Origin of the sequence: Stutzerimonas stutzeri (assembly GCF_024448935.1) — a bacterium.
Classification (GTDB): domain Bacteria; phylum Pseudomonadota; class Gammaproteobacteria; order Pseudomonadales; family Pseudomonadaceae; genus Stutzerimonas; species Stutzerimonas stutzeri_AO.
In genome coordinates, this window is the sequence record NZ_JAMOIE010000073.1 from 1 (window position 1) to 25450 (window position 25450).

The 25450-nt window shown below is 63.8% G+C and carries 26 protein-coding genes and 1 pseudogene; 11 read left to right on the plus strand and 16 right to left on the minus strand.

Going from position 1 to position 25450, the window contains the following annotated elements:
* The first annotated feature begins 368 nt into the window (after positions 1-368).
* From NA637_RS18160 to NA637_RS18170, 3 genes are all read left to right on the plus strand, one after another.
* Complete coding sequence (locus tag NA637_RS18160; protein ID WP_256073710.1) at positions 369-1559, plus strand: NnrS family protein; 1191 nt, start codon at positions 369-371, stop codon at positions 1557-1559.
* A gap of 104 nt (positions 1560-1663) precedes the next feature.
* On the plus strand, positions 1664-2407 hold the full coding sequence (locus NA637_RS18165) for an SDR family NAD(P)-dependent oxidoreductase (RefSeq protein ID WP_256073711.1): 744 nt from the start codon (positions 1664-1666) through the stop codon (positions 2405-2407).
* 340 nt (positions 2408-2747) lie between these two features.
* Positions 2748-3887: an HPP family protein gene (locus NA637_RS18170; RefSeq protein WP_256073712.1), complete on the plus strand. Its 1140-nt coding sequence runs from the start codon at positions 2748-2750 to the stop codon at positions 3885-3887.
* Positions 3888-3928: 41 nt separating this feature from the next.
* Here NA637_RS18170 and NA637_RS18175 read toward each other — a convergent pair.
* The 12 genes and pseudogenes from NA637_RS18175 to NA637_RS18230 form a co-directional block, all read right to left on the minus strand.
* Positions 3929-4192, minus strand: a pseudogene (locus tag NA637_RS18175) (LysR family transcriptional regulator); the annotation flags it as partial.
* 14 nt (positions 4193-4206) lie between these two features.
* Positions 4207-5700, minus strand: coding sequence for a nitrite reductase (locus tag NA637_RS18180; protein ID WP_256073713.1), 1494 nt, complete (start codon positions 5698-5700; stop codon positions 4207-4209).
* Complete coding sequence (cobA, locus tag NA637_RS18185; protein ID WP_256073714.1) at positions 5691-6536, minus strand: uroporphyrinogen-III C-methyltransferase; 846 nt, start codon at positions 6534-6536, stop codon at positions 5691-5693. Before cobA ends, NA637_RS18180 begins: the two co-directional genes overlap by 10 nt.
* A 64-nt stretch (positions 6537-6600) precedes the next feature.
* Positions 6601-7782, minus strand: a complete 1182-nt coding sequence (gene nirJ, locus NA637_RS18190; RefSeq protein WP_256073716.1) for a heme d1 biosynthesis radical SAM protein NirJ — start codon at positions 7780-7782, stop codon at positions 6601-6603.
* A 399-nt stretch (positions 7783-8181) separates the two neighbouring features.
* Positions 8182-8703 (minus strand): nitrite reductase, encoded by a 522-nt coding sequence (locus NA637_RS18195; protein ID WP_256073717.1) that lies wholly within the window; start codon positions 8701-8703, stop codon positions 8182-8184.
* Positions 8678-9121 (minus strand): Lrp/AsnC family transcriptional regulator, encoded by a 444-nt coding sequence (locus tag NA637_RS18200; protein WP_256073718.1) that lies wholly within the window; start codon positions 9119-9121, stop codon positions 8678-8680. Before NA637_RS18200 ends, NA637_RS18195 begins: the two co-directional genes overlap by 26 nt.
* Positions 9114-9629 (minus strand): AsnC family protein, encoded by a 516-nt coding sequence (locus NA637_RS18205; RefSeq protein WP_256073719.1) that lies wholly within the window; start codon positions 9627-9629, stop codon positions 9114-9116. The genes NA637_RS18200 and NA637_RS18205 overlap by 8 nt, the downstream gene beginning before the upstream one ends.
* A complete protein-coding gene (locus NA637_RS18210) occupies positions 9626-10084 on the minus strand; it encodes an Lrp/AsnC family transcriptional regulator (RefSeq protein ID WP_256073720.1) in 459 nt (152 codons plus the stop codon). The genes NA637_RS18205 and NA637_RS18210 overlap by 4 nt, the downstream gene beginning before the upstream one ends.
* A gap of 1 nt (position 10085) precedes the next feature.
* Complete coding sequence (locus tag NA637_RS18215; protein ID WP_256073721.1) at positions 10086-11264, minus strand: cytochrome D1 domain-containing protein; 1179 nt, start codon at positions 11262-11264, stop codon at positions 10086-10088.
* Positions 11261-11602, minus strand: a complete 342-nt coding sequence (locus NA637_RS18220; protein WP_256073722.1) for a c-type cytochrome — start codon at positions 11600-11602, stop codon at positions 11261-11263. Before NA637_RS18220 ends, NA637_RS18215 begins: the two co-directional genes overlap by 4 nt.
* A gap of 14 nt (positions 11603-11616) precedes the next feature.
* Positions 11617-11931 (minus strand): c-type cytochrome, encoded by a 315-nt coding sequence (locus tag NA637_RS18225; protein ID WP_256073723.1) that lies wholly within the window; start codon positions 11929-11931, stop codon positions 11617-11619.
* 52 nt (positions 11932-11983) lie between these two features.
* The gene (locus NA637_RS18230) at positions 11984-13693 is read right to left on the minus strand and encodes a nitrite reductase (protein WP_272889197.1); all 1710 of its coding nucleotides are present in this window, start codon (positions 13691-13693) and stop codon (positions 11984-11986) included.
* 352 nt (positions 13694-14045) lie between these two features.
* Here NA637_RS18230 and NA637_RS18235 point away from each other — a divergent pair, with 352 nt between their 5' ends.
* The 6 genes from NA637_RS18235 to NA637_RS18260 all read left to right on the plus strand — a co-directional run bounded on the left by NA637_RS18235 (position 14046) and on the right by NA637_RS18260 (position 20281).
* The gene (locus tag NA637_RS18235) at positions 14046-14852 is read left to right on the plus strand and encodes a CbbQ/NirQ/NorQ/GpvN family protein (protein ID WP_272889198.1); all 807 of its coding nucleotides are present in this window, start codon (positions 14046-14048) and stop codon (positions 14850-14852) included.
* Positions 14836-15420: a cytochrome c oxidase subunit 3 gene (locus NA637_RS18240; RefSeq protein WP_256073724.1), complete on the plus strand. Its 585-nt coding sequence runs from the start codon at positions 14836-14838 to the stop codon at positions 15418-15420. The genes NA637_RS18235 and NA637_RS18240 overlap by 17 nt, the downstream gene beginning before the upstream one ends.
* Positions 15421-15430: 10 nt before the next feature.
* The gene (locus NA637_RS18245) at positions 15431-15682 is read left to right on the plus strand and encodes a cytochrome C oxidase subunit IV family protein (protein WP_046164074.1); all 252 of its coding nucleotides are present in this window, start codon (positions 15431-15433) and stop codon (positions 15680-15682) included.
* 801 nt (positions 15683-16483) lie between these two features.
* A complete protein-coding gene (locus tag NA637_RS18250) occupies positions 16484-16924 on the plus strand; it encodes a c-type cytochrome (protein ID WP_256073725.1) in 441 nt (146 codons plus the stop codon).
* Between the two features lie 3 nt (positions 16925-16927).
* A complete protein-coding gene (locus tag NA637_RS18255; RefSeq protein WP_256073726.1) occupies positions 16928-18355 on the plus strand; it encodes a cbb3-type cytochrome c oxidase subunit I in 1428 nt (475 codons plus the stop codon).
* Between the two features lie 81 nt (positions 18356-18436).
* Entirely contained in the window at positions 18437-20281 is a 1845-nt protein-coding gene (locus tag NA637_RS18260) for a nitric oxide reductase activation protein NorD (RefSeq protein ID WP_256073727.1), read from the plus strand.
* A 644-nt stretch (positions 20282-20925) separates the two neighbouring features.
* Here the strand turns inward: NA637_RS18260 and NA637_RS18265 are convergent.
* From NA637_RS18265 to ytfE, 4 genes are all read right to left on the minus strand, one after another.
* Positions 20926-21117, minus strand: a complete 192-nt coding sequence (locus NA637_RS18265) for a DnrP protein (protein ID WP_256073728.1) — start codon at positions 21115-21117, stop codon at positions 20926-20928.
* Between the two features lie 137 nt (positions 21118-21254).
* On the minus strand, positions 21255-21938 hold the full coding sequence (locus NA637_RS18270; protein WP_256073729.1) for a Crp/Fnr family transcriptional regulator: 684 nt from the start codon (positions 21936-21938) through the stop codon (positions 21255-21257).
* A 206-nt stretch (positions 21939-22144) separates the two neighbouring features.
* Entirely contained in the window at positions 22145-22654 is a 510-nt protein-coding gene (locus NA637_RS18275; protein WP_256073730.1) for a DnrO protein, read from the minus strand.
* A 55-nt stretch (positions 22655-22709) separates the two neighbouring features.
* Positions 22710-23381, minus strand: a complete 672-nt coding sequence (ytfE, locus tag NA637_RS18280) for an iron-sulfur cluster repair protein YtfE (RefSeq protein WP_256073731.1) — start codon at positions 23379-23381, stop codon at positions 22710-22712.
* 147 nt (positions 23382-23528) lie between these two features.
* Between ytfE and norR the strand changes: the two genes are divergently transcribed.
* Positions 23529-25058, plus strand: a complete 1530-nt coding sequence (gene norR / locus NA637_RS18285; RefSeq protein WP_256073735.1) for a nitric oxide reductase transcriptional regulator NorR — start codon at positions 23529-23531, stop codon at positions 25056-25058.
* A 107-nt stretch (positions 25059-25165) separates the two neighbouring features.
* The gene (locus tag NA637_RS18290; protein ID WP_256073732.1) at positions 25166-25375 is read left to right on the plus strand and encodes a hypothetical protein; all 210 of its coding nucleotides are present in this window, start codon (positions 25166-25168) and stop codon (positions 25373-25375) included.
* Positions 25376-25450: the final 75 nt, after the last annotated feature.

Genomic DNA, 25450 nt, shown 5'->3' on the forward strand with positions numbered 1-25450 from the left:
GCTGGGGCGGTGCGTTCAACCCACTGCTCACGAAGCTGACTCGACATCGGTCCGCTTTTCGTAGGAGCGAGCTTGCTCGCGATCATCGTTCGGCGTCCGCCTGGTGCCGGTTACCTGCGCGAGCCCGGATCGCCAGCAAGCTGGCTCCTGCTGGGGCGGTGCGTTCGACGCGCTGGGACTGAGCTCGTAGAGACCTGCCGGCGGTCGCCGCCAGGCTCCCTCCAAAAAAAAGATGATTGCAATCAAGTCTGCCAAAGCCCCCAACCCTGTAAAAAGTAGGCCTGGCTCCGCGATTCCGGAGCGATCACTGTTCTGACCGGCAGGGCTTTGCTCCTCCAGGCAGATACGAGCAAGCTCAGGAGGCCTTTGTGCAAGTTATCGATCGGCGAAAAGCCTTGAGTATCCCGCCCGTCTGGCGGCTCGCCTTTCGCCCGTTTTTTCTCGGCGGCAGCCTCTTCGCGCTGCTCGCAATTCCGCTCTGGGTCGCTGCCTGGACCGGGCTCTGGCCGGGCTTCCAGCCCACCGGTGGCTGGCTCGCCTGGCACCGCCACGAAATGCTGTTCGGTTTCGCCATGGCTATCGTCGCCGGCTTTCTGCTGACGGCAGGGCAGACCTGGACCGGTCAGCCTGGCGTATCGGGCAGCAGGCTGATGGCGCTGGCGGTGGTCTGGCTGCTGGCGCGTCTCGGCTGGTTGTTCGGGCTGCCGTTGGCGCTGCTGATTCCGCTCGATCTGCTGTTCCTGCTGGGTGTAACCGGGCTGATGGCGCGCATGCTCTGGGTGGCCAGGCAGAAGCGCAACTACCCGATCATCGCCGTGCTCGGCCTGATGACGGCGGCCGATGTGCTGGTGCTCTGTGGCATCGCGCTGGGCGATGACGGTTTGCAGCGCCAGGGCGTGCTCGCCGGGCTATGGCTGGTGGCGGCGCTGATGGCCATCATCGGCGGCCGCGTGATTCCCTTCTTCACCCAGCGTGGTCTCGGCCGCACCGAAGCGGTCAAGCCATGGCTCTGGCTGGACGTGGCGCTGCTGGTGGGGACCGGTCTGATCGCGGCGCTCTATGCCGCCGGCGTTGCCCTGCAGCAAAATCTCGGGCTCGGCGTGCTGTTTCTCGCCATTGGCGCCGGGCACCTGCTGCGGCTGGTGCGCTGGTATGACAGCGGCATCTGGCGCGTGCCGTTGTTGTGGTCGCTGCACCTGGCCATGCTCTGGCTGGTGATCGCCGCAACCGGGTTGGCGCTGTGGAATTTCGGTCTGCTGGGCAGCTCCAGCTCGTCGCTGCACGCGCTGTCGGTCGGTTCCATGAGCGGCTTGATCCTGGCGATGATTGCTCGCGTCACGCTCGGGCATACCGGCCGGCCGTTGCAGCTGCCCTCTGGCATCGTCAGCGCCTTCGTATTGTTCAACCTCGGTGCCGCCTCGCGGGTGTTTCTGGTGACCGAATGGCCACTGCCTGGCCTGTGGCTCGCGGCGATCTGCTGGACGCTGGCGTTCGCCCTGTATGCCTGGCGCTATGCACCGATGCTGCTCACCGCGAGGGTCGATGGCCACCCAGGCTAGACGCTGAACAAACCTCTTATCCCGCCACCCCCTAAAGAAATGCTGCCTGCCCATTCCGGGACGGGCAGCCTGCGGCCCGGCGATTGCCGGCATCGGAGATGATGATGAAAAATGAATTCAATGAACGCCTGGCTGTGGTCACCGGTGCCAGTTCGGGTATCGGCTTGGCGCTGTGCACCGCACTGCTGCAGCGCGGCGCGCGAGTATTGGCCATGTCGCGCAGCCCGGGCGGCTTGGCGCAGCTGATGGAAACCTATCCTGAGCACCTGCACTGGGTCGAGGGCGACGTGACCTCGGCGGATGATCTACAGCTGCTGGCGCGTCGGGCTGCCGAGCTGGGTCCGGTGGACTATCTGGTGCCGAACGCGGGCATCGCCGAGTTGGGCGACAGCCTCGACGTGGCTTGTTTCGAGCGCCAATGGGCGGTCAACGGAGCCGGCGCGCTGAGCACCCTGGGCGCGTTGCGTGCCGAATTGGCCAAACCCGCATCGGTGGTGTTCGTCGGCACCTTCCTGACCCACAGTAGCTTCCCCGGGCTGGCTGCCTATATCGCCAGCAAAGCCGCACTGGTCGCACATGCCCGCACGCTGGCGGTGGAGTTCGCTCCGCTGAACGTGCGCATCAATGTGGTTTCCCCGGGGCCGACGGCCACCGCGATCTGGGGCACGCTGGGGCTGCCCGATGCGCAACTCGAGCAAGTGGCCGAAGGCATCACCCTGCGCCTGCTACCGGGACATTTCCTCGAATCTGCTGCGGTGGCCGATGTCATCCTGTTCCAGCTCTCGCAGGGCGCGCGTGGCATCTACGGCCAGGATTGGGTGGTCGACAATGGTTACACGCTTCACTGAACCCGCGACGGGCAACCTCAGCTGCATCATTACCGTGGCAGCGTGGCGTTGCCGGCAATCTGGTCCGCTTCAGCCATTCGGTCGAGCATCTGGGCGACTCGTTCGAATAGCTCAGCGGCCAGCAGAGCGAAAACCGCACGCAGGCCGAGCAGAATCCTTTGCGCCCATGCCTTTGTCGGCGCGTCCCGCTGACCTGTTGGCCGCTGCCATCGGTATTGCGCTGGGTGCCAGCCCCTTGCCTGTGGCGCTGGCGCCCTGCACCGCAGCCCGCGGGAGGCACGGCCGGAACCTGTGGCATAATCGCAGTGCCTGAGTGCTGTACCTCTTCCAAGCCGAGCCCATGCAAGACCCTTTCAACGACTGGCTGCGATCCTTCTTTCCGGTGCCATTGAGCGTGGGGCCGAAGGAATGGCTGCGCGCGGTGATCGGGGTGGGTCTGGTGGTGCTGCCAATGGTTTCCATCGGTCTTTGGCTGTTCGGCGGCCCGGTCACGCTGCATATCGTCGCGCCAGCCGGGGCCTCGGCGGTGATCCTCTTCAGTGCATCGTCGAGTCCCTTCGCCCAACCCTGGTCAGTGCTCGGTGGCAACCTCATTGCGGCGACCATTGGCATCGCGCTGGGCGCCAGTGCCTTGCCCACGGTGGCAGCGGCGGTGCTGGCCGTGTGCCTGGCCATTGCCTGTCTGTTCCTGCTGCGCTGCATGCATCCGCCAAGCTGTGCGCTGGCGATGGTCGCCGCCATCGGCGGGCCGGGGATCAGCGAGTTGGGTTATGGCCTGCTGATCCCGGTGGCCTTCAACTCGCTGCTGCTGATTGCCGCTGCGTTGGTCTACAACAACCTCACGCGCCATCCCTATCCCAAACCGCGCGCGGCCAGTGGCGCTGAGCAGACTGGCAGTGTCCCGCTGGGGGAGGCGCGGATGAGCTTCACCAGCGATGACGTGGACCGTGCACTGGAGGATTTCGGTGAGTACGTCGACATCACCCGCGACGACCTGGTGGACCTGATCAAACGCACCGAGACTCATGCCATTCGCCGCAGCATGGGTACCGTCACCGCTGCCGACATCATGTGCCGCGAGTTGCACTGGGTCGATCCCGCGGCGCGGATGCGTCAGGCCTGGGACATCGTGCGTCGGCACCGTCTGCATTCGCTGGCCGTGCTCGAGCCGGGCAGCGGCAAGCTGGTGGGCATTCTCACCCTGACCGATCTGCTGCAGCACGTCGAGCCCAGCCCGTCATGGCTCAACCTGCGGCGGCTGACGTTCGGTCGCGAGGTGCGAGTGGAGCGGATCATGAGCGCGCCGGTGGTTTCGGTGCATGAAGATGCGCAGCTCGCCGACCTGGTCCATCTGCTGGCCGACCGCGGCATGTCGTGCCTGCCGGTGGTCGACGCCGAGCAGCGCCTGGTCGGCATGATCACCCAGAGCGACCTGGTCGCCGGGCTTTACCAGAACTGGATGAAGCGGCTGAGCAGCTGAGCCGTCGTTGTCCTGGCGTTTTGTCTGGATTTGCCCGGCTGGATTTCGTAGTTCCAGCGCGACCAGTCGTATTCCTTTTCGGCAGCTTCTCGCAGCAGCGCAACGGCACGCTGCAGCGCCGGCGACGCGGCGGCATGCGGGTACAGCCGAGAGACCGGATAGCTGAACGCGGGCGCCTGCTCGACCCGCTTGAGCACGCCTTCGTCAAGGTAGCGTTGGACCACGCGCGTGCGGAAGTAGCCCCGCGACCGCCGTGCTGCCGCAGATACTGCAGCGCCAGCGGCGCCGAGGCTGAAGGAAAGCGCTGGTTGCCGGTTGCTCAGTGCGAGGTGCCTTCGGCAAACTCGATCTTGTTGCCGACGTTGTACTTGCCGGACGGCTTGTTCATCGGAATGCGCTTGATCTCCTTCAATGTCCTGGCGTCATAGATGATCAGTGCGCCATCGGTGTCCCAGACGCTAAGCAGCGCGTAGCGACCGTCGTTGGTGAACTCGACATGTGCCGCATTCTTCCCGGGCATCGGCCTTAGCGTATGGGCGACCTCCAGGGTCTGCTTGTCGATCAGGTGCACCGCATCGTTGTTGGGGCCGAAGAACACGTCGGTCCAGGCGTAGGGTGAGTTGAGGTGGCTGCGCATGAAGAACCCCGGCCCCTCGGTGGGGATTTCCTTGATCAGTTCCCAGCTCTGCAGATCGAGCACCGAAATCAGCCCCTTGCTTACGTTGGGCGTGGCGAATACCCAGTTGCCGCCGCGTTTCCAGTAGATGCCCGAGCCCAGGTGCGGCATGCCCGGCAACGGAATGTCGGTGACCGCCTTGCCGGTATCGAGATCGATGACCTGCCCGCCGAGTGCCTTGCGCGAGGTGGCCAGCAGATAGCGGTAATCCGGCGTGAACGAGAAGTCGTCAAGGAAGTCGGCCGCCACGATGCGCCGTGGCTGGAAATCCGGCTCGCCGGCGTAGGAAATTTCCCAGGCTTCTTTGACGTCTTTCAGCGCCACCACGAAGCTGTCACGCGGCGGTGCGGTGTAAACGGCGCTGACCCGCGATTGGGTGCCGTCCGCGCCCAGGGTCGGGATGTGTTTGACCAGTGACAGATCGCGTGCGTCCAGCAAGACCAGGTTGCCCGGCAGGTAGTTGCCCACCAGCACCCAGCGCCCGTCGTTGCTGACCGCCAGGTTGCGGGTGTTCAGCCCGGCCCGTACCTCGGCGATCATGGTCAGGTTGTGCAGGTCGTAAAGACTGATCCAGCCGTCCCGCGAGGCGAAGTAGACGAAACGGCCATCCGGCGAGAACTTCGGCCCGCCGTGCAGGGCGAAGTGTGACTGGAAGTTGGCCAGCTCCTCGAAGCGATCGCCGTCCAGTATGCGCACGTGATGGTTGCCGGCCTCGACCACGACGAACAGGTTGAGCGGATCGGCGCTGTGCTGCGGTGTGTTCGGCAGCGTGTCGACGTCGGTGAGGATGCGCTGGCTGGCGCGGATGTCGGCATCGCTCCAGGTCGGTGGGGTGGCGGCCGGTTGGTAGAGGTAGCTGACCAGCGCATCGATTTGCGCAGGGTTCAGGCGATCACCGAAGGCGGCCATCTGGCTGGCCGGACGGCCGTTGTGAATCACCGCGCGCGCCTCATCTGGTTTGATTCGGCTAAGGCTTTCGGGTAGCAATGCGGGCCCGGCCCCGCCTAGACGATTGGCACCGTGGCAGCTCTGGCAGTGTTGCTCATAGAGCACGCCGGCCTGCTCCAGCGACACGGCCTCCGGGGCGGCCTGAATGGCCCCGCAGAGCATGAGCAGGGCGAAGGGGATCAGTCGCATAGCGCCTCCAGAACCGCTTCTTGTGAGCTGTGCGCGGCACATAGGCGCGCCGGAAACGCCAGTGATTGATTGGCGAACAGGCCGACCACTTGCCCTATCACGGTCAAGGTAGGAGGTTTCAGTTGTTGTGCCTGCGCCATCGAGGGCAGCTGTTTCAGGGTGCAGCGCACCACCCGCTGATCGGCGCGGGTACCGTTGCCGATCAACGCGGCGGGGGTGTCGACCGGCAGGCCGGCGGCAATCAGGTTGCGCGAGATCTCGCCAAGGCTGGCCAGGCCCATGTAGAACACCAGGGTCTGCTTGCCCTCGACCAGGCTACTCCAGGGCAGCTGTAGAGCGCCGTCTTCCTGCAGGTGACCGGTGATGAACTGACAGGAGTGCGCCAGGTCGCGGTGAGTCAGCGGAATCCCGGCATAGGCGCTGCAACCCGCTGCGGCGGTAATGCCTGGCACCACCTGACCGTTGATGCCATGGGCGAGCAGGTATTCGAGTTCTTCCGCGCCGCGGCCGAAGATAAAGGGGTCGCCGCCCTTGAGGCGCACCACGCGGAGGTTCTGCTGCGCCAGATCCACCAGCAGCTGATTGATCTGCGGCTGCGGCAGGCTGTGGTAGCCACTGGTCTTGCCGACGTAGTGACGTGCGCAGCGCTCAGGTATCAGCTTCATCAGATCGTCACTGACGAGGCGGTCGTAGACCACTGCATCGGCTTGCTGGAGCAGACTCCAGGCACGCAGGGTGAGCAGGCCCGGGTCGCCGGGGCCGGCGCCGACGAGCGCGACTTCGCCCGGGGCCAGGGTCGCGCCAAGTGAAGCGGGGAGAGTGGTTGGCTGATCCATGCGAACTCCTGAGAATCTCATCGGGCTGGCGGTATGTACGGGGCGGCCTTGGGGCCGCTCTTCGTCAAAGGGCGATGCTGGGAATGCACTGCGGTTGTGGCAGACCGATCTCCTGGTCACTGAGGTAGCAGCCGGGGTCTTCGCCCCAGAGGTTGCCTGCAGCCCAGGCGCGGGTGCGGGTGTTGCCGTTGCAGATCGATAGCCAGCGGCACTCGGCGCAGCGTCCGGTCACGGCGCGGGGGTGCTGGCGCAGCTCGGTGAGCAGCGGCTCGGGATTGTCCAGCCAGAGTTCACGGAACGACTGCCGCCGCACATTGCCGACGGTGTGCTGCCACCAGTAGGTATCCGGGTGCACGTCGCCGATGTTGTCGATATTGGCGATGCCGCCACCCGACGCATTGCCGCCCCAGGCGCGCAACATCTGCTCCAGACGATCGCGGTGCGGTGGCAGATGGGTTGCCACCCACTGCAGCAGCAGGATGGCGTCGGCATCGTTGTTGCCACTGACGAAATCGGTTTCGCGGCCGTTCTGCACGTCGTCCCAGGCTTGCTCGAACAGCTGGTACATGGCGTCGCGGGTCATCTGGTGATGGGCGTCGGCCTTGCGGCTGCGCTTGCCGCGGCCGCTGTAGTTGAGGTGCGAGAGGTAGAACTTCTGCACGTCGTGCTCGCGCATCAGCGCCAGCAGGTCGGGCAGCTGGTGGTAGTTGTTCTGGGTCAGGGTGGTGCGCAGGCCGACACGAATGCCACGTTGGCGGCACAGGTCGATGGCGTGCATCGAGGCGGCGAAGCTGCCCTTGAGCTGGCGCCAGTCGTCATGGACCGCTTCCAGCCCGTCGATGCTGATGCCGACGTAGTCGTACCTGGCGGCAGCGATCTGGTCGATGTTGCGCTCATCGATCAGCGTGCCGTTGGTGGACAGGGCAACGAAGAAGCCTTTCTCGCGGGCGTATTCGGACAGCTCGAAAATGTCGTCGCGCAGCAGCGGTTCGCCGCCGGAGAGAATCAGCACGCGTACGCCCGCTTCGTGCAGGTCATCGATGACCCTGAACGCTTCGGCGGTATCCAGCTCGTCGCGAAACACGCTGTCCGCTGACGTCGCGTAGCAATGCTTGCAGGTCAGGTTGCAGCGCCGCAGCAGGTTCCAGATCACCACGGGCGGCCGGCTTGCACCGGGGCTGCGGGCGCCCAGTACCGGCATGGCAGGCCGGGCGAGGGCACGCAGGTAATGGCTGATTCTCAACATGCGCGTTTCTCCTGCCGCATCACGCTTGGTTGCGCGGTTCGATAGATGCAGCATCCCCGAGCGACACGGACCGATCCTTGACTGGAAACAATAAAAGCCATGGTCACGGGAGGGGACGCACGCAAGCGGGGCAGGGTGGGCCGGGCGGCGTTGCGCTTCGGCCCCCCATTGGTTCTACCTAAAAGGTGCTGGTGGGCTGAAGCCCACGCTACGGGTTTGTGCGGCGGCGCTAGCGGCGGTTGCCGAGCAATGCGCGGGTCTGCACGCGATAGCCATTGACTTCTTCGGCGCTGCGGCCATGCACCATGGCGAACGGTTCGTAGGGGGGGCTTCAGCCCACCAGCACAGCACATGGTGAAGGTGGGCTGAAGCCCGCCCTTGAGAGAGCATGGCAACGGCCTAGCGACGACTGCTCACACGCAGCCCGGTCTTTTTCAGGATGCGACTGCTGACCAGCATTTCCCCGGCCCGGCAGGCGCTGCCGAGCAGCTGGCGAATCTCGGCACGGTAGGCCTCGATTTCCTCGGCGCTGCGGCCATGGACCATGGCGAACAGGTTGTAGTGCCAGCCCGGCTGGCGCGGGCGCCGGTAGCAATGGCTGACGAAGGCCTGCGAACCGATCAACGGACCGAGGCGGGCGATCTCTGCGTCGTCCACGTCCCAGACGGTCATGCCGTTGTGTCGATAGCCCAGGCGGTAATGGTTGGGCACGGCGGCGATGCGGCGGATGGCGCCCTCTGTCTGCAGCCGTTGCAGCAGTTCGAGGGTGACCTCGAGGCTGGTTCCCAGCCGTTCAGCCAGCCAGGCCCAGGGATCAGCCACCAGTGGCAGGCCCGCTTCGGTGAGTTCGACCAGGCGTTTCGCCAGTTCCATCGATCCGGGTGCGTCTGACGGGTCAGAGCGGGAAGTGCAGGCCGACATGGTAGGTCTCCTCCTTGGGCAGGTTGAGCACCGGCAGGCCGGTCTCGGCTTCGATGCGGGCGATCGTCTGGGCGATGCCTTCGGGTGTCGCGCAGCCGAGCACAAACCACATGTTCCAGGCGTGTTCGCGGCGGTAGTTGTGCGCCACCTCGGGCATGGCCGCCAGTTGCTCGGCGACGCGGTCGAAGCGCGCTTCGGGTACCGAGAGTGCGGCAAGGGTAAAGGCGCCGCCGAGGCGCTCGATGTCGAACATGGGGCCGAAGCGGGTCAGGGTGCCATCGTCGAGCAGCGCCTGAACGCCTTCGCGCAGCTGCGTGGCGTCGGCATCCAGTTCCTCGGCCAGCGCCTGCCAGGGATGGCGGACCAGCGGCACGCCGAGTTGCAGGCGATTGATCAGGCGCCGGTCAAGGTCATCCATGGGCGGCCACCTGGCTCGCGGGCGGTGCATAACGCCCGCCGCACTGCTTGAACGCGCGGGTGCTGAACAGCAGCTGGTGCGGAACGTCATGCAGCCCGTTCCCGGCGAGCATCTGTTCGATCAGTCGGCAGACCTGCTCGCGCTCACGACCGTGAACCATGCAGAACAGGTTGTACGGCCAGTCCGGTAAGCGCCTCGGCCGTTGGTAGCAGAGGTTCACACCCGCCGCTTGGCCGAGTTTGCGGCCGACCGCGTCGACGCACGCATCCGGGATATCCATCACCAGCATGGCATTGGCGCGAAAGCCCAGCGCACGATGTTTGATGACCAACCCCATGCGCCGAAACAAGCCGCTATCACTCCAGCGCCGGACCTGGTCCAGCACCGCCTCTTCGCTGGCACCCACGCGCTCGGCCAGCAGCTGATAGGGACGTGCGGCCAGCGGCAGGCCGGTTTCGAGCAGGCGCCGCAACTGCAATGCCTGGAGGTCGTTCAGGAGGGATGTCATGGCGCGTCTCCGATGGGAAAGCCGAGGTCGATGCGGTAGGCCGCCTGCATCGGCAGGTCCAGCGGGACCAGGCCGGTCTCGGCTTCGATCTGTCGCAGCAGCGCATCGATGCGGGCGCGGTTCGGCCCGGTGAGCACGAACCAGAGGTTGTAATGATGCTCGCGCAGGTAGTTGTGGTTGACCTCGGGGTAACGGTTGATCCGTTCGGCGACCTGTTCCAGCTGCGCTTCGGGTACGGCGAGGGCGACCAGGGTGCTGGCGCCGGCGCGGCTGTGTTCGAACACCGGGCCGATGCGCGACAGGCCGCCGCTGCTTTCCAGGTGTTCGAGGCAGGCCAGTACCTCGTCTTCGCTGCAGTCGAGGGCATCGGCCATGGCGCGATAGGGTTCGGCGCACAGTGGCATGCCGTGTTGAAAGCGGTCGATCAGGCGGCGGCTGAGGGGGTCGATCTGCATGTCACAACCCCGTTTCGTGTGCGCGGCTGCTGAAGAAAATACCGCTCGGGCTGTCGGCGGGCAGGCGCTTGAGGAGCTTCAGCGTGTAGGGGTCCCAGACCTGCACCTCGTTGCCGTCACGTACCGACAGCCAGAGCTGGTCGCCACGGGCGGTGAATTCCATGTGCAGCACGGCCGGTCCTGGCTCCAGCTGGGCGATGATTTCGTGGGTCTCGCTGTCGATCACCTGCACCTTGCCGTTGTCCGGGTGGGCGAAGTTGACCCAGATCTGCCGGGCGTCCGGGCGCGCCATGACGAACACCGGCTGGCCGGCGACATCGATGGCGTCGGTCTGCTTCCAGCTCTGTGAATCCATCACCAGCACCTGGTGATGACCGATGGCCGGGACGAAGGTCTGGTTGCCGGCGACCGTCCAGCCCTCGAGGTGGGGCATCTTGTAGACCGGCAGCGCTGCCTCGCCACGGCCGTAGCCGTCGATGATCCGCTCGACACCGCGGACGGTGTGCCAGAGGTCGATCTTGGCCATGCCGTCCTCGCCGAACAGGCCGGCGATGTAGTAACGACCCTCTGGGGTCAGCAGGGCGTCATAGGGTTGCTTGCCGACGTTCTCGAAGCGGGTGATTTGCGCAGTGTTGCCCTGGCTGAAGTCCAGCAGCCAGGTTTCATGGGTGTCGAACAGGCTGTAGATGAAGCGCTGTCCGGGCGCGTCGATGACGCCAACCACGCGCGAGTTGCGGCTGCCATCGGCCAGCGGCGTGGCGGGAATGTCGGCCACCAGCTCCAACGTGTCGGCGGCGAAGACCTTGACGCCGCCGGGCTCGTAGTTGCCGACGGCGATCAGCTTGCCGTCCTGGCTGATGGCGCCGCCGATGCTGTTGCCGCCCTGGATCACGCGCTTGTCGATGCGCTGGCGCAGCAGGTCGACCTTGGTCAGGCCGCCGTCACGACCGAACACATAGGCGAAGCGCTGATCGCGGGAAAACACCACCGAGGCGTGGGACAGGTCACCCAGCCCCTCGATGCGGGCGAGCCGTGTCTGGCCGCTGGTTTCGATGATCTGCAGGGCACCGGTGGCGCGCTCGATCACCACGCCCAGATCGCCGGTGCCGCGGAGCGGTTGCTCGGCGCAGGCACCGAGCAACAGGCTGGCAATGGCGAGCAGCAAAGACGGACGAATCATGGCGTTGGGTATCCTTCGAGGAGTAAATCGACCAGCCAGGCGATGTCCTGGTCGCTGAGCAGGGCATTCCAGCCGGGCATGGCAGTACCGGGCCGTCCGTGGGTGACGGTGACGATCAGGCTGTCGCGGGATTTGTCGGCAATCGCGTCCAGTGTCAGGGCTGGGCCTAGACCGCCGGTCATGCGCAGGCCGTGGCAGGACCCGCAGTCCTGCACCAGCAGGTGTTCGAGCTGGGCCTGGCGTTCAGCTGTAGGGCTGTCGGCCAGGGCAGCGGAAAAGGGGAGGAGGGACACCAGGCTGAGCCCCCAACCGAATACCGCATGGCGGGACTGAAACATGATGTCCTCCGCTATTACTTCTGGCTAAGAACCCACTCGGCGAGGATTTTGGCTTCTTCCTCGGTGACAGGGTTTGGCGGCATCGGGATCGGACCCCAGACACCCTGGCTGCCGTTCTTGATGTGACCGGCGAGCAGGTCTGCTGCGCCGTCCTGGCCGGCGTACTTGGCGGCGACTTCCTTGAATGCCGGGCCCACCAGCTTGGCGTCGATGCTGTGGCAGGCCGCGCAAGGCTTGCTCTTGAACAGCGCTTCAGCGTCCTGAGCCACGGCGGGCTGCAGGACCATCGCGCCGCCGAGGGCGAGCAGTGGGATGAGAACTTTTTTCATGAATTACTTCCTCAAGGCTAGGGGGGGATCTTGGCGTCCCCCCCGGTTTTACTCAGTACACGTCGTGCTGAGTGTTATGGACGTTAAATTTACCGGTTGGGGTAATCAACCTTTTGTCTTTGATCACCTTTTTCAGCTTTAACGTCTTGTCATCGACCACGACGATAGCCGATTGCTCGTCCTGGCCACTCCAGACGGAGAACCAGACCTCGTCGCCCGCTTCGTTGTACTCCGGTTGCACGACGCGCTTGGCACCGTCTGTCACGCCGGCCCATTCGGCGATTGGCAACACGGTAAAGCCTGCGTCCAGATCGTCGATGTTGAACACCGCGGCCGATTGGCTGATCTTGGCGTCCGGGTTGAAGGTGGTGTCCAGGTAGATGTGGTTGGACTTCGGATGGGTCTTGATGAACAGCGAGCCGCCGCCCTGGCCCTTGAGCGTCTCGACCACTTTCCAGGCCTGGTCGGGATGCTTGTCCGGATCGGTGCCGATCAGCGAGATGGTTTCATCACCCAGGTGGCTGGTCGCCCAGACCGGACCGAACTTCGGATGCACGAAGTTGGCGCCGCGACCCGGATGCGGGATTTTGCCCACATCGACCAACGCAGCCATCTTGCGCTCTTTCGAATCGATCACCGCCACCTTGTTCGAGTTGTTCGCCGCTGTCATGAAGTAGCGATGGCTGACGTCCCAGCCGCCGTCATGCAGGAACGGCGCGGTGCCGATCATGGTGGTGGTCAGGTTGTCGATGTCCTCGTAGTTGACCAGCAGCACCTTGCCGGTTTCCTTGACGTTGACGATGAACTCCGGGTGCTCGTGGGAGGCGATGATCGCCGCCACACGTGGCTCCGGATGGTATTCCTGGGTGCCCACGGTCATGCCCCGAGTCGAGACGATCTGCAGCGGCTCGAGGGTTTCGCCATCCATGATGGTGTATTGCGGCGGCCAGTAGTCGCCAGCAATCACGTACTTGTCCTCGTAGCCCTTGTACTTCGACGTTTCCACCGAGCGGGCTTCGACGCCCACCTTGATCTCGGCGACCTTGGCCGGCTCCTTGGCCCAGAGGTCGACCATGTCGATCCGGGCGTCGCGGCCGATCACGAACAGATAACGGCCGGAGGCGGACATGCGCGAAATGTGCACGGCGTAGCCGGTGTCGATGGTCTTGATGATTTCTTTGCTCTTGCCATCGATCAGCGCGATCTTGCCGTCGTCACGCAGGGTGACGGAGAACAGGTTGGGCAGATCCAGCGTGTTCATTTGCTTCTTTGGTCGGTCTTCCGGCTTGACCAGCACCTTCCAGGAGTTCTTCATCTCGGCCATCCCCCACTCGGGCGGGGTTGGCGGGGTGTGCTGGATGTACTTGGCCATCAGCGTGATTTCGTCTTTGCTCAGCGCGTTGGAGGTGCCCCAGTTGGGCATGCCGGCGGGCGAGCCGTAAGTGATCAGCGCCTCGAGATAGGCCTGTCCACGTTCCTGGGTAATGTCCGGCGTCAGTGCCTTGCCGGTTGCACCCTTGCGCAGCACACCGTGGCAGCCGGCGCAGCGCTGGAAATAGATCTCTTTGGCCTGCTCGAATTCGGCGGCGTTCAGGTCGGGTGCACCGGGCGAATGGACCACCTGGGCGCTGGCCGGATCGATAGCGGAGGCTTGGCCCTTATAGGCGGCATCGGCGTTTTCTGGATTCATCGCGGCCTGGGCAACTGCCAGGCCGAGCAGTGAAAAGCCGGCGATGACGCCCGCCAGTATGGGTTTGCTCATAGTGATCTCCTCTGACCGCTTTTTGCGGTTCCTGCTAGTGACGGCGATGTGGCAGTTCCCGGGTTTGCTGTCTGCGGTTTGCATCCTATGGCGGGCTCTGTGCGAAAGCGCTTGATGGCAATCAAGAGTCGATCCGTCATGCCCCAGGCGTGACGTCGTGTCGCGGGGCGGATAGATCAGGCGGGAAAAGGGAAAAGCGCACGTCAAACGCCGGTGGTTACGCCCGCGCATCGGTGCATTTCGAGTCGGGCTTGATCGTAATCAAGCTTCGTTGGCGGACGGCTTGAGGCGCGGTGGGGCGACCATTAGCGTGGTGCCAGTCAAATCCAACCGCTGCAGTGAGGTATTGCCAATGAACGCGCCCGAGAACCTTGTCGGCATGAGCGATGCCCCGTTCTACCAGTCGCTGGGCAACGAAGAGGTGCTCTTCGAGCAGGCCTGGAAGCATGGCATGCCGGTGCTGATCAAGGGCCCGACCGGCTGCGGCAAGACCCGCTTCGTGCAGCACATGGCGCACCGGCTGAACCTGCCGCTGTACACCGTGGCCTGCCATGACGACCTTTCCGCCGCGGACCTGGTTGGCCGTCATCTGATCGGTGCCCAGGGCACCTGGTGGCAGGACGGCCCGCTGACCCGCGCCGTGCGAGAAGGTGGCCTCTGCTACCTGGACGAAGTGGTCGAAGCCCGGCAGGACACCGCCGTGGTGCTGCACCCGCTGGCGGACGATCGCCGCGAGCTGTTCATCGAGCGCACCGGTGAAGCCTTGAAAGCACCACCGGGCTTCATGCTGGTGGTGAGCTACAACCCGGGTTACCAGAACCTGCTCAAGGGGATGAAGCCGAGCACCCGGCAGCGCTTCGTCGCCATGCGTTTCGACTACCCGCCGGCGGCCGAGGAGCAGCGCATCGTTGCCAACGAGGCGCAGGTAGACGCCGAACTGGCGGCGCAGGTGGTCAAGCTCGGGCAGGCACTGCGCCGACTCGAACAGCATGACCTGGAAGAAGTCGCCTCGACCCGCCTGCTGATTTTCACTGCGCGGATGATGCGCTCCGGCATGAGCCCGCGCGAGGCCTGCCTGGCTTGCCTGGCCGAGCCGCTGTCTGACGATCCGCAAACCGTCGCGGCGCTGATGGATGTGGTCGATGTCCATTTCGGTTGACCGCACCAGCCTCTCCCGGCGCCTGCCGGGTGATCTGGCGATGTGGTTCTTTATCCTCGCCGAGTTGACCGTCTTCGCCATCCTGATCCTGGCCTTCGCCGTGACCCAGTTGCTTAACCCAGCGCTGTTCAGCCGGAGCCGCGCAGCGCTGGACAGTTCCATGGGGCTTGCACTGACCCTCAGCCTGCTGACGTCCGGCCTGTTCGCGGCGCTGGCCGTGGAGCAGGTGCGCGCAGCACGGCCTGGGCGAGGGGCGCTGTTGCTGGTCGCTGCGTTGGCGACCTCCTGCATTTACGTCGTGCTCAAGCTCAACGAGTACGGCCATCTGTCATCGATGGGGCTGGGGCTCGAGCACAACACCTTCTTCACCCTGTACTGGATTCTTACCGGCTTTCATTTTCTCCATGTGCTGTTGGGGATGGTGATCCTCGGCTGGATGGCCATGCGTTGCCAGCGCGGCCTCTACACAGCGGCGGACTGCGCGGGGCTGGAATCCGGGGTGCTCTATTGGCACATGGTCGATATGGTCTGGGTGCTGCTGTTCCCGCTGGTCTACGTCATCAACTGAGGAGGCCGTGATGTCCGCTTCAAAGGTGCTGATCGGGTGTTGGCTGGCGCTGGCCGTCCTGTCTACGGCCACCGTACTGCTCGGCAACGCCGGTTCGACGCTGCTGCTTGCCGGCGCCGTGCTGGCCGTCGCGCTGATCAAGGCCTGGGTGATCACCGAGGGCTTCATGGAGCTGCGCCATGCGCCGGTCATGTGGCGCCTGCTGTTGTTCGGCTGGCCCCTGGCGATGGCGTGCGGGATCCTGTTCGCGATGATGGTGTAGGTGACGAACCTCGATCATCAGCCTCGATCGCCAGCAAGCTGGCTCCTACACAGAAGAGCGGTGCGCCGACGAACTTGGTGAAAGCCGGCCCGCGTCGTCCTTTGATCGGAAGTTTTCGCGGTGGGATGCCCTTCGCGATAAGGGTATGGGTAGCGCTTCGATCGCCAGCAAGCTGGCTCCATAGGACATCGGTGCTCATACAATCAGTCACCAGGCTGGCGGGCTTTGCTTACGCGCAGTTGCGGCTGAAACCGTGGACGAGCCTTGCGCGGCCTTGCTCCGTTCTTCGTAGGAGCCAGCTTGCTGGCGATCGCTTTTGCGACTCCGCAGCGGATTCGAGGGTACCGCCTTGGCGTCCCTTCGCGCTCGACCAGACGCGCGCACCGTATCGCACGTCGTAGGAGCCAGCTTGCTGGCGATCGCTTTTGCTGCAGCTGACCCGCGCGCGCCCGGGGCGCTTCCTGGCGCCTGCGCCATAGGCTTCTCAACTGGCCCCGCTTCCTATCCATTATCGAAAGACGCGGCAGAGGGCGGGCCGAGCGGCGCTCCGCTTCAGCCCGCCAACACAGGCACGCGCAGTCGCTCATCGTGCCGCACCGCTATCTGGCTCTGGTTCCGCCGCCGGCCCCGTTGCCAAGGCATCGATAACCCCACATAGATCGCGGCTCAGCGCCAGGCCCTTGTCAGGGAACAGGGGTCTGCGAAAGACCCAGTACCGCGTTCAGGTTTTTCTTGATTGCCATCAAGCAGGTTTCGATAGCTCCCTTCTTAAACTGGCCACGCCAACATGAGGAGGCGACCATGTCCGACACCTTTACCAAGGGAATGGCCAGAAACATCTACTTCGGGGGAAGCGTGTTTTTCCTCCTGGTATTCTTGGGCCTGACCTATCACACAGAACAGACCTTTCCAGAGCGATCCAACGAATCGGAACTGACCGACGCGGTGGTGCGAGGCAAACAGGTCTGGGAAAACAACAACTGCATCGGCTGCCACAGCCTGCTCGGTGAGGGAGCCTACTTTGCACCGGAGCTGGGCAACGTCTTCGTTCGGCGCGGCGAGGATGCGGCTTTCAAGCCATTCCTGCAGGCCTGGATGAAGGCTCAGCCGCTGGGTGTGCCCGGACGCAGATCGATGCCTCAGTTCAACCTGAGCGAGCAGGAAGTCGACGATATGGCCGAATTCCTCAAGTGGACATCGAAGATCGATACCAATAACTGGCCGCCAAACAAGGAGGGCTGAGAGATGAGCATCATGAATCCGCATCTCAAGTTCCAATCGCAGGCCGTTGCCAAACCCTACTTCGTGTTTGCCCTGATTCTGTTCGTCGGGCAGATCCTGTTCGGTCTGATCATGGGCCTGCAGTACGTCGTCGGTGACTTTCTGTTTCCGCTGCTGCCGTTCAACGTGGCACGCATGGTTCACACCAACCTGCTCATCGTCTGGCTGTTGTTCGGCTTCATGGGCGCGGCCTACTACCTCATCCCCGAGGAAGCGGACCGCGAACTGCACAGCCCGAAACTGGCGATCATCCTGTTCTGGGTGTTTGCTGCTGCCGGTGTGCTGACCATCCTGGGTTACCTCTTCGTGCCCTACGCCGGTCTGGCGGAACTGACCCATAACGATTTGTTGCCGACCATGGGCCGGGAGTTCCTCGAGCAACCCACGATCACCAAGATCGGTATCGCGGTGGTCGTCCTGGGCTTTCTCTACAACCTTGGCATGACCCTGCTCAAGGGCCGCAAGACCGCCGTCAGCATGGTCATGATGACCGGTCTGATCGGGCTTGCAGTGTTCTGGCTGTTCTCCTTCTACAACCCGGAAAACCTGGCGCGCGACAAGTACTACTGGTGGTTCGTGGTGCACCTGTGGGTGGAAGGGGTGTGGGAACTGATCATGGGCTCGATGCTGGCCTTCGTGCTGATCAAGATCACCGGGGTCGACCGTGAAGTGATCGAGAAGTGGCTCTACGTGATCATCGCCATGGCCTTGATCACCGGCATCATCGGTACCGGTCACCACTTCTTCTGGATTGGTGCGCCCGAGGTCTGGTTGTGGCTGGGTTCGATCTTCTCCGCCCTTGAGCCGCTACCGTTCTTTGCCATGGTGCTGTTCTCGCTGAACATGGTGAACCGCCGTCGCCGTCAGCACCCGAACAAGGCCGCATCGCTCTGGGCCATCGGCACGACCGTGACTGCCTTCCTCGGTGCGGGCGTGTGGGGCTTCCTGCATACCCTGGCCCCGGTGAACTACTACACCCACGGTTCGCAGTTGACTGCCGCCCATGGCCACCTGGCGTTCTACGGTGCCTACGCGATGATCGTGATGACCATGATCAGCTACGCCATGCCGCGTCTGCGTGGCCTCGGTGAGGCGCCGGATGCACGGGCTCAGCGCATCGAGATCTGGGGCTTCTGGTTGATGACCCTGTCGATGGTGGCGATCACCCTGTTCCTCACCGCCGCTGGCGTGGTGCAGGTCTGGTTGCAGCGGATTCCGGCTGACGGCGCGGCGATGTCCTTCATGAATACCGCTGACCAACTGGCCGTGTTCTTCTGGCTGCGGCTGGTCGCCGGGGTGTTCTTCCTCATCGGGCTGGTGCTCTACCTCTGCAGCTTCAGGCAGCGTGGGCGGGTCACCACGGATGTACCTGCGGCCGCCGTCGCGGCCTGAGGCAAGACACCGATGTAATCGACGGCCCGGCTGACCCAGCGGGCCGTCATTGTTTTCAAGCCGCGCTAAGGATCGATCGCCATGGCCTTTACCATCGAAGTTGAAGAGTGGATCGGCAGTGTCTGGCACCGCTTCATCACCCGCCGCGCCAGCCCGGACTTCCCCGACGCCAACGTCTCGCTGGAAAGCATGCAGCGCAGCCTGTCGGTGCTGTTTCGTGCCATGGGCGGTGCCAGTGGCGCCGGTGTCGAGGCGGCCAACGCGCGCGATCTGCTGCTGCGCCGCAACCTGCTGCAACAGGTCGCCGGCACCTGCAAGCAATTGCCGGTGGCCTGGTGCGATGCGAACAACCTGCGCCTGCCGCAGAACCTCGCGGTATACCCCGAAGTTTCACTCAATCAGGATCTGTATCGCTGGCTGGCGCTGCTCGCGGCGCAGGCGGGCGAGATGCGCCACTGGGCGCGTGACAACCAGCGCTGGACTCAAGCCATTCTCGAGCGTTTCCCGGCGATGCAGCCACGCTACCAGCGACTCGTCGAAGCGCATCTGCAGCTGCGGCCCGATCCTGACACGCTGCCCCGCGCCGAGGGCGCGCTGGAGCGTGCCATCTGCCAGGCCCTGCGTGAGCCGGGCAGTGTTCAGCAATTCCCGCGCAGCGAAGTGGCCCCCTGGCCGCTGCCCATGTGGCTGTACCCCGCGGAAAATCTCGGCGTGCCGCAGGCCACCGAGCTCGCCGAAGAAGATCAGGACAACAATCTGCAGGCGCCGCCGACCGAGCAGAAGGGCATCCGCAAGCGTGCCAAGCGTGTCGAGGACAGCACCAGCAAGGGCGGCCTGATGCTGTTCCGCCTGGAAAACCTGTTCAGCTGGTCCGAGCATGTCGAGCTGGATCGCCAGGGTGACGACAGCGAAAACGAAGACGCCTCACGCGTCGCCGAAGACCTCGATGAGATCGCCATGTCGCGTCAGCGCATGCGCAAGGGTGGCGGCCTCAAGCTGCACCTGGACCTGCCCCCTGCGGACGTGGATGACATTCCGCTGGGCGAAGGCATCAAGCTACCCGAATGGGACTATCGCAAGCAGCGCATGCAGGCCGATTTCGTCAGCCTGCAGATGATGTTGCCGCGGGGCTCCGAACCCATGGGCCTGCCGCTGCGACTGAGCCCGCTGGCGCGCAAGCTGCGTCGGCAGTTCGAACACCTGCGCAACGATCGGCAATGGCTGCGCGGGCAACCCCAGGGTTCGGAGTTGGACATGCAGGCCTGGCTCGACTTTCACGTCGAGCGCCAGCACGGCCAGTGCGCCGAGCGCGGGCTGTTCATGGAACAGCGACAGAATCGTCGCGACCTGGCCTGCCTGCTGCTGGCCGACCTGTCCATGTCCACCGACGCGCACCTGGACGACGAGCACAAGGTGATCGACGTGATCACCGACAGCCTGCTGCTGTTCGGCGAAGCCCTGTCGGCGGTAGGCGACGATTTCGCCCTCTACGGGTTCTCCTCGCTGCGTCGCCAGCAGGTGCGCATGCAGGAGCTCAAGCGCTTCAAACAGCGCTATGGCGACGACACCCGTGGTCGGATCCAGGCGCTGAAGCCCGGCTACTACACACGTATGGGCGCGGCCATTCGCCAGGCGACCGAACTGCTGGGCAAGTGCAAGCAGCGACGCAAGCTGTTGCTGCTGGTCACCGACGGCAAGCCCAATGACCTGGACCTTTATGAGGGCCGTTACGGCGTCGAAGACACCCGCCAGGCGGTGCTTGAGGCCAGGCGCCAAGGCCTGCTGCCGTTCTGCATCACCATCGACCAGGAAGCCGGTGATTACCTGCCCTACATGTTCGGCGCCAACGGCTTCACCTTGATCAAGGAGCCGCAACAACTGCCGTTCCGCCTGCCGCAGTTGTACAAGCAACTGACACAGCCGTAGGGTGGATGTCGCTTTCACATCCACCGTTACCCGGTTCGGTGGACCGCCACCCGGTGGGCCGCCACCCCGTGGATCGGTGAAGCGTGATCCACCCTACGAACCGCCAAGGCAGATTGCGTGGCAACGCTAGTGTGGGACGGGCGGCGTTCCGTTTCAGCCCACCAGCCTTTGCGCCGCTTGATGCCTGGCCATTCACCTGCGGAAATAGCCCGTTCATGCCGCGACATTGACGCAGTGTTCCGAGGCTATATTTCTAGCGCAGTTGCTTCGCTTGACTCTGACGTATTCATCGGTGGGCTGAAGCCCACCCTACGGACTTATGGCGCGCCGTATTTAGGCTTGCCAGTTTGGGAAGGACGTTGCTTTGATGGACGGAAGCCCACTCTGCTGGCTGGCCCAGCAATGCGGTCGGAGCACGCCGGCGGTTTTGTAGGGTGGGCTTCAGCCCACCAAGGCATGTATCGAGCGGCTGTTGCCCGCCAAGCTTGACGTCGCTATCCATTCTCCCGAAGTTGCCTCAGAGGGAGGGTAATTCGTAGGGTAGATGTCGCTTTTTACATCCACCACCACACCGCTCAGTGGATCGCCACCCGGTGGATCGCCACCCCGTGGATCGGGCAAGCATGATCCGCACTACGAACCGTCTAGAACAGGTTTCGAGGCAACCAGACGATCATCACTGCGCAGAAGATGGCAAGACCGATGCAAAACCAGAAAAAACTGCTTTGCTGTCGTTCCCCGGCGGTATCAGCCAGGGCGGGGAGGGGCATACCGCAGTTGCTGCATTCGGCTTGCTGCGGCGGGTTGGGTTGCTGGCAGTACAGGCACTTTGGCATTGGCGGCGTCCTCTTTACGTCACATGCAGCTTGCCATTCCCGACGACCGATCAAGGTTGACCGCAGTCAACCGCGTGAAAAAAGCCGTCCGGCCTGGACGGGCAGCCGGCCGGGTCGAGCGGGGCGGCTGCTTCCGATCACTCGAAGGATTCGAGGCGTTGGCGATCAAGGATGGTGATTTGCCGACCTTCCTGGGTGATGATCTGCTCGTCGATCAGGCGCCTGATGATCCGTGAAAACGTCTCCGGCTGGATCGACAGGTGACCCGCAATCAGCTGCTTGGCCATGGGCAGCTCGAAGCTGTTGCCTTCATCCTTCAGGCGCGCCAGCTGCGTCATCAAATAGCGCACCACGCGGTGAGTGGCGTTCTTCAACGAGAGGGTCTCGATTTCATTGATGCGTTGGTGCAAGCGCACGCTCAGTTTGCCGAGCAGGGCAAAGGCGAGCTTCTGGTTCGCTTCCAGCAGGCGCATGTACGCGGCGTTGGAGACGCGATAAACCTGCGTCGGGCACACGGTCTGGGCCGAGGCGACGTAGTTGGGCGTGTCCATCAGCATCATCGCCTCGGCAAAGGTCTGGCGATTGCCGATCACCTCGAAGACTTTCTCCTGTCCGTCCGGGGTCAGGCGGTAGACCTTCACTGCGCCGGAAATCACGAAATAGAACGAGTGCGCCGGTTCGCCCTGGTGAAAGAGGTTGTCGCCCTTGTCGAGATTGAGCAGCTGGCTGGCGCTCATCAGCTCGTCCATCTGTTCGTCGTTCAGGGGTTCGAACAGGTGGTGGCTGCGAAGAATCTGGTTATATACGCGATGAAGCACCATGCAAGGCATCCTTATTGCTAATGATCAGCCGCCCGCAATCGTGGTTGGCGGAGGCGAAGGTAGCTGCGCTCAAACCGGCTGAGCGAGGCAGGCGCCAGAGCGCAATGAAGCGTCGTTACGGAGCCTAGCCTAGATGCATGGCACAGGTATTGACGCAGGCCGGATTAGCGCCATGGCTGAGACTGGATCCTCCTGCTTGTCCGATTTCACTGACCCGGCATGACGGTTTCGCGCCAGTGCGGCGGAGCGAACAGGCTTGGATAGCGCTCAAGCGCGACGTGGAGCCGTTGGGCGCCGTCGGCTCGCTCGGCGGGTACGGCCAATGCCCTGGCACCGCCGAGCAGGTCGGCGAGTAACCCGTGCAACGCCGCGTCGGCCTGTGCGGACAATTCGCAGTTGGCGACCAGGTAGGAGACGCTGTCCTCGACCTCCTTCTGCAATGCCAAGGCCTGGCGCTCGCCGATCGGTTGCGCCGGATCGTCCGGCAGCGCGGCATCGGCGGCCTGGCGGAGGCGCGTCATGCCTTCACGCAGGGCGGCATCGGTTGCCCACTGCTGCTCACCGCCAGCGGGTGGCGCAGCGTGCGCGCCGTGCCCGTCGTGAGTAACCGTTGCCTGCGCGGTATCGACTACCACGTCGAGTGCCACGCCACTGGCCAGCGCCAGCATCGACGCCATTGCAAGGCCCCACACCAAGGGTTGGATGACTGCTTTCATATGCGCCTCCGGTACTGCAGGGGCGGGCCGTCTGGCCCGTAGCGTTGTTGTCGCCTCAGTGCGCAGACGCCTGGGGGAACAGGATGGTGTTCTCCAGATGAATGTGCTGCATCAGGTCGCCGCGCAGCGCTTCGAGCCCGCGATACAGTGCTCGCCAGGTATTGCAGGCGTTCGCCGGTGGGGTGACGTCATCGGTGAGTTCAGCCAGGCGTTGAAGGGCGGCGCCGTGCTGGTCATGCTCGTAGCGCATCACTGCGATCGGGCCTTGGGTCTGCGGCAATTGCATGTCGCGGCGCAGCATCGGAAAGAGAATCTGCTCTTCCTTGAGCATGTGGCTTTCCAGTTCCTGCTGCATGCACCACAGATGTTCGGCGAGCCCGGTCGGGCAGTCCGCCTTGTTGCCATGCACCTGCTCGACACGGGTGGCCAAGCGGATCAGCTCTGGGAACTGCTCACGATGACGTTGGTGAAAGCGTTCGAGCAGGTAGTCGATCAACGATCCGGCCGGCATCTTGCGCCAGTCAGGCTCGGTCGTGGACTCGCTTCCCAATGCCGCCAACTCATCCGCGATCGCCTGGGCATCAAGGTTGCGCTGCAGGGCAGCGTCGCGCAGCGGGGTGTCGCCAGCGCAACAGAAGTCCAGCTTGTAATGGCGAAACACGCGGGTGGCGCCAGGGATCAGGCAGGCCAGGCTGCCCAGGGTTTGCTCGGTAAGCGCAGTGGTCATGGTGGCGTTTCCAAGGGTGGAAGTGCTCGGAACAACGCAAGCGCTATGCCATCATTAAGTCATTGATTTATAAGATATAAATATTAATGGTGGTGAAATGTACCTGGGCGGTATAGGGTTTAAAAAACCTTAGGGGTAGTAATGACCATGATGGAAGAAGCACTGCTGGCTGACCTTGTCACCGAACTGCCCAATGCGGTTCGCCTGCAACGCCTGGTGCACACGCTGCATCAGCGGTTTCGCTGTGGTGCGGTGGTGCTGCTACGTCTCGACGAGGACACCCTGCGCCCGCTGGCTGCGGTGGGGCTGGTGCAGGAGGCGCTTGGCCGACGCTTCGTGGTGGCCCAGCATCCGCGGCTGGCCGCCATCCTCTCGCAGCGTGAACCCACCTGGTTCGAGCCCGACAGCCGTTTGTCAGACCCCTACGACGGGCTGCTCGATGCGCATGTTGGCGAGCCTCTGCCGGTGCACGATTGCATGGGCGTGAGCCTGTTCGTGGAGGGCAAGCTGTGGGGCGCGCTGACCCTCGATGCGCTGCATGCCGGCACCTTCGACGACGAGGCGCGGCGTGATCTGCAGCGTTACACGCTGGTGATCGAGGCAGCCATCCGCATCACCCGCCTGGAACACGAAAATCGCGGCCTGCGGCTGGCCCGCAGCGACGTGCTGGAAACCACCCCGGTGCCGGGCGACGGCGAAATCCTGGGGCAAAGCGTTGTGATCCGCGAGCTGTTGCGTGAGCTGGAAGTGGTTGCCGACTCGGAACTGCCAGTGTTGCTGCTGGGCGAAACCGGCGTGGGCAAGGAGCTGTTCGCGCGCTGGCTGCATCGACATTCGCGGCGCCGCAACAAGCCGCTGGTGCTGGTCAATTGCGCCGCGTTGCCCGAATCGCTGGCCGAGAGCGAGCTGTTCGGGCACGTCAAGGGGGCCTTTTCGGGCGCTACCACGGACCGTCCCGGACGTTTCGATGCGGCCAACGGCGGCACGCTGCTGTTGGACGAGGTGGGCGAGCTGCCGCTGGGGGTGCAGGCCAAGCTGCTGCGCACCTTGCAGAACGGGGAGATCCAGCGCCTCGGGGCCGACAAGCCGCGTCAGGTGGACGTACGCATCATCGCGGCGACCAACCGCAACCTGCGCGAAAGCGTGCGAGACGGACATTTCCGCGCGGATCTCTATCACCGGCTTTCGGTCTATCCGGCGCCGATCCCGCCTTTACGCGAGCGTGGCAACGATGTCCTGATTCTGGCCGGCTACTTTCTCGAGCTGAACCGCGCCCGGCTGGGCTTGCGCAGCATGCGGCTGTCACCGGCCGCCGAGCGGGCATTGCTCGGCTACGCCTGGCCTGGCAACGTCCGCGAGCTTGAGCATGTGATCAGCCGAGCGGCGCTGCGGTTGCTCAGCCGTGGCGCCTCGCGCAGCGAAATCCTCACGCTCGAGCCGGAGCTGCTGGATCTGGACAGCGAACACGTCGGCGCCTTCGCTCCGGCTGCTGAAGTCGAACCCCTGTCGACGGAGGCTGAGATCGTCTCGTTGCGCGAAACCGTCGATGGCGCCCAGCGCCAGGCAATCATCCGGGCACTGGAGGCCTGCGGTGAAAACTGGGCGCAGGCGGCGCGATTACTGGATGTCGACTCGAGCAACCTGCACAAGCTGGCGCGGCGTCTGAAATTGAAATGAGCGCGCGCTGGGGCGGGATACAGCTGGCAGCCTGTTCCGCCAGTCGGCGTGAGTCGTCTTTGTCGGGTAGCGGTCTAAGCTTTCATCATCAAGACGAGGAGATTTCCATGGCTCTGGACCATGACCAGTTCAACCAGTTGCTGAGCGAGGCCCAGGCGCACGCCGACCGCGCAGCCAGCGAGAACAATCCGCAGCATTATCAGCAGGCGTTCGAGGCGAGCCTCAAGGCGATGCGTCTGCTCGCCGAAGAGTCCGGAAACTGGCGGGACGCCGTTGTTCGCGCAACCGAGGAATATCAGGGCGACGAAGGGATATAAAAGCTGCAAGTGGTGAGCTGCAAGCGGCAAGAGAACGCTTGACGGCATTTGCGCAACAGCCCCGACACTGATTTG